Source organism: Chitinophaga sp., from assembly GCF_036566945.1.
Taxonomy (GTDB): Bacteria; Bacteroidota; Bacteroidia; order Chitinophagales; family Chitinophagaceae; genus Chitinophaga.
Window position 1 is genome coordinate 1 of sequence record NZ_DATCVJ010000967.1, and the last position, 4,764, is coordinate 4,764.

At 46.6% G+C, this 4,764-nt stretch carries 2 protein-coding genes; both read left to right on the top strand.

Annotation, left to right across the window (positions count from 1 at the left end; genetic code table 11):
* Positions 1 to 173: 173 nt before the first annotated feature.
* The gene (locus VIP81_RS29055) at positions 174 to 3,248 is read left to right on the top strand and encodes a TonB-dependent receptor (protein ID WP_331969944.1); all 3,075 of its coding nucleotides are present in this window, start codon (positions 174 to 176) and stop codon (positions 3,246 to 3,248) included.
* Between the two features lie 20 nt (positions 3,249 to 3,268).
* The coding region (locus tag VIP81_RS29060; protein ID WP_331969947.1) for a RagB/SusD family nutrient uptake outer membrane protein at positions 3,269 to 4,764 on the top strand (1,496 nt) is incomplete at its 3' end.

The window sequence follows — 4,764 nt, forward strand, 5'->3', positions numbered from 1 at the left end:
TTAAGGGATCTCCCCGAGATTCAAACTGATTTCACCATATTTAACAGATCTATTGGAATTAAAAGTTAAAAAAGTTTCAAAGGCGGTTAATACAGTTGGAGGTAATGGTTCCTGATCTAAGCACCTTTGTTTTTGTGTCAACTTGTTATTTTATTAACCAAAACTTTCGGGAAATGTATCGACTCACCACGTTCCTTATGCTGCTACTGGCACTTGCCGGCGCAGCACAAGCACAAAACAAAAACATTACAGGAAAAGTAACAGACAAAACTACGGGTGTACCTATTCCAGGTGTCACCATTTTGCTGAAAGGCACCTCCAAGGGTACGGTTACCAAACCGGATGGCACTTATGCCCTCCAGGCCGACATCACGAGCAGTTCTATCTTAATATTCAGGGCAGTGGGATATGATGAAATTGCACAACCAGCAGGTACTGCAGCGGTACTCAACATCAGTATGAGTAGCGGTTCCAGTAGTCTGAGTGAAGTCATTGTAGTGGGTTATGGTACGCAGAAAAAAGCCAATCTTACCGGTGCGGTGAGTGCCATCACCGGTAAAGAGTTGAAAGACCGTCCCGTTACCAACGTGGCTTCGGCCCTGCAAGGGACCATGCCCGGCGTAACCGTGACGCAAACAAACGGACAACCCGGTAAAGACGCCGGCGCCATACGTATCAGAGGTATCGGTACATTGAACAATAAAAACCCGATGGTCGTAGTGGATGGTATTGTGATGACCACTAACGATGATAATGCCAGTGCCATGACGAATATAGATCCCAACGATATTGAGTCTGTTTCTGTGCTGAAAGATGCCGCATCTGCCTCCATATATGGCTCCAGGGCTGCAAATGGCGTAGTACTCATCACTACCAAAAAAGGAAAGGCCGGTGCTGTCAGGGTACATTACAATGGCTATTTCGGTAAACAAAAACCTACGAATCTGCCCGACTATCTGCCCTCCTGGCAGGCAGCATCTTTATTCAATGAAGTGCAGAAAAATGAAGGAAAGACCGTACGTTATACCGACGCAGAAATAGAGAAATTCAAGAACGGGTCTGATCCTGATAATTACCCTAACACGGATTGGCTGGGCCTCATCTACAGTGGTACGGGTAATCAGCAAAATCATTATCTCGACTTTAGCGGTGGTAATGATAAAACACAATACATGTTTTCACTGGGCTATCTTTCTCAGGATGGTATTATTAAAAACACCGGACTGAAAAGATACAACACACGCCTGAACCTTAACAGTAAAATTAACAGCAGACTATCTGTCTTCGCTAACCTTTCGTATTCTCTCTCCGACATGCGGGAACCAACGAATCCTTACACGGGTGATTTTTCACAGGTGATCCGGCAGGCAAATCGTATAGGCGCCAACGTGCCTTACAAAACCAGCAACGGTTATTACGGTTATATCAATGATGGTAACCCCATGGCCTGGCTGGAATCCGGCGCACAGTACAAAGAATTCCGTCACCGGTTGCTGGGTACTACCGGCGCAGACCTGGAAGTAGCAAACGGGCTGCATTTCAGACCTACACTGGGTTACTCTATGGATCTCACACAATCCAAAAAGTTTATCGAGGACATTCAGTACTACGATTTCAAAACGGGTAATCCTACCCTCTACCAGGGGCCCAATTCACTGACGGACTTCAACGATAATTACAGTGTGATTACCCTACAGGCATTGCTGGATTATGAGAAGACGATTAAAGATCATCATTTCAAAGTATTAGGTGGTTACTCTCATGAATACACGAAATACAGCTTCCTGCAGGGATATCGTAAAAACTTCCTCAACAATGAGCTGAGTGAGTTGAATGCAGGACCTTCTGACGGGCAACAGGCCACCGGTTCTGCCTACGAAGTAGCGCTGCAATCATTCTTTGGCAGGATCAACTACGACTACAAAGGCAAGTACATGCTGGAAGCCAATCTTCGCTACGATGGTACTTCCCGCTTTGCTTCGGATAATCGCTGGGGATTATACCCTTCCTTTTCTGCCGGATGGAATATTTCCGAAGAAGCGTTTTTCGAAGGAGCCAAACATATTGTACCACAGTTAAAGCTGCGTGGTTCCTGGGGACAACTGGGTAACCAGGATATCGGTGGTGTAAAGAAAAACGATGTTAAGCTGGGTAACTACCCTTATATACCAGTCATCAGTGCAGGGCAGAACTACGCCTTTGGCGACGCCATTGCCGGTGGTATTTCCCCTGTAATGGGCGCCAACCCGGACATCCGCTGGGAATCGCTGCAATCCACCGACTTCGGTATAGATGCAGGTTTTCTTGACAACCGCATTTCATTGTCCGTCGATTACTTCATCAAAGATACCCGTGATATCCTCCTGAATGTACCGGTGGGTGCCACTTATGGCTTCATTGCCCCGGTGCAGAATGCAGGTGCTATCAGAAATAAAGGCTGGGAAGTAGCGGCTGGTTACCACGATAAAAAGGGCGACTTTACCTATAGCATTACCGCCAATGCGGCACTCATTAAAAATGAAGTCACCAACCTGGACGGCACCGATCCCATTATTACTGGTGCTACTTATCTGAAAGTAGGTCACCCGGTGAATTCTTACTATGGCTACGAAGCGGAAGGTATTTTCCAGACGCAGGCAGAAGTAGACAAACATGCCAAACAGAGTGGCGGTGTGATCGCACCGGGTGATCTGATGTACAAAGACCAGAACGGTGACGGCGTAATAGATGGCAATGACCGCGTATACCTGGGCAGCTATTTCCCTAAAGTAACCTATGGTGTGAACCTGGGCGGCGGCTGGAAAGGCTTTGATGTGTCTGTGTTTCTGCAGGGAGCATCTGGTGTAAAAGGTTTCGTACAGGGCGCACTGCTGGGTACTGCCGGAGATAAAATCGGTCGTCCTACGTCTGCTTTGCTCGACAGATGGACACCGGAAAATCCCAACGGCAATTTCCCGCGTTTATGGAACAATTACACGCAAAATGATGCGGGTTCCAATCCTTCTTCCTTCTGGGTTAGAAATGCTTCTTACCTCCGGTTAAAGAACCTGCAGGTAGGCTATACTTTCCCAACTACCTGGTTAAAACGTGCCGGTATACAGGGAGCAAGAGTGTACTACAGCGGACAGAACATCCTCACTTTTACGAAGTTTTACAGCTGGGTAGATCCTGAATCTACCAACAGTGCCAGCGGTTACGACTATCCGCAGGTAAAAATAAATACTGTTGGCATCAATCTAACTTTCTAACCGTGTTAAAGACAATCACCATGAAAAAAACATTTCTCTATATATTACTTTCCGGAACGGTAGCGATGACCGCGTGTAAGAAAAATTTCCTGGAAAGAGAACCATTGGACGGTTATAGTGAATCCTCACTCTGGGGATCCGATAAAGATGCGTTGGCTGCTATCAATGGCTGCTACAAAGATTGGGAATCAGGGTTACACCTGATCTATCTTGACTGCGGATCAGATAACGCCTACAACCCGTATCCCTGGGAAGGTTACACGGTATTAGGCAGTGGTAACCTCACTCCTAACGACGTGGGTGACCAACGCTGGAGCTACACCGTAGTACAAAAATGCAACTGGTTCCTGGCAGGCGTAGAACAAGCCAAAATGGATGATAAATTACGCGCCAGACTGAAAGGGGAAGCACGCTTTTTAAGGGCTTACCAGTATTTTATTTTAACGCAGTTATATGGAGATGTACCGCTGATTACCGCCAACATCACCCCGGCAGAAGCAAATAAGTCTACCCGCACGCCTAAAGCAGAAGTTGTAAAGTTCATCATGGATGAACTAACCGCTATCGTACCTGATTTACCGGCCAGCTATACCGGCAGCGATGTAGGTCGTATTACCAGCGGTGCGGCCCTGGCCCTCAAAGCCAGAATGGCATTGTTTACCAAACAATATGATGTATGTATTACTGCGTGCAACGATATTGTTAAAACAGGTACCTACAAGCTGTATCCGGTGTACGGCGACTTATTCCGCATTCAACATAAAAACAATTCGGAAATAATACTGGATGTACAGTATAAAGAAAACGATGTACCGTTTGAATCGTTGGGCGTAATGCCTCCGGGAAGTGCCGGTGGCTGGTGTTCTATTGATCCGTTACAGGCGCTGGTGGATGCTTATGAAATGAAAAACGGAAAAACCATCGACGATGCCACTTCCGGATACGATGAAGATAATCCGTATACCAACAGAGATCCTCGTTTAGCCGCTACCGTTATCTATCCCGGTGCGATGTATAATGGCAGCTATTACAATCCCATTAACGAAGCCTCTTCCGACTATTATGCGCCTTATGGTAATTCCAAAAGCGGCTACCTGGTGCGGAAATTCACCACGGACCTCAATGATTATGCAGACATGTGGAATGTGGGTTTAAACATTATTGCCATCCGCTATGCAGAGGTATTATTGTCGCTGGCAGAAGCAAAAATAGAGCTCAATCAGCTGGATAATACCATGTATGATGCGCTCGATGCGGTAAGAACAAGAGCAGGCATGCCGGTGGTAGACAGGGCTGTTTACAATAGTCAAACCAAACTGCGGGAACTGGTACGCCGTGAAAGACGCGTGGAACTGGCTATGGAAGGGTTACGCTGGTTTGATATACAACGCTGGGAAATTGGTGATAAAGTAATGAAAGGAACGGTGTATGGCGCGAGACTGGGAAATGTGGATGCGACTACCGGTAAACTAACACTGGGAAAAGATCGTATCCTGGTGGAGCAACGTACTTTTGA

What these genes read in the sequence shown, in the direction of transcription:
- VIP81_RS29055 (WP_331969944.1), top strand. Translation starts at nt 174, where the DNA reads ATGTATCGACTCACCACGTTCCTTATGCTGCTACTGGCACTTGCCGGC.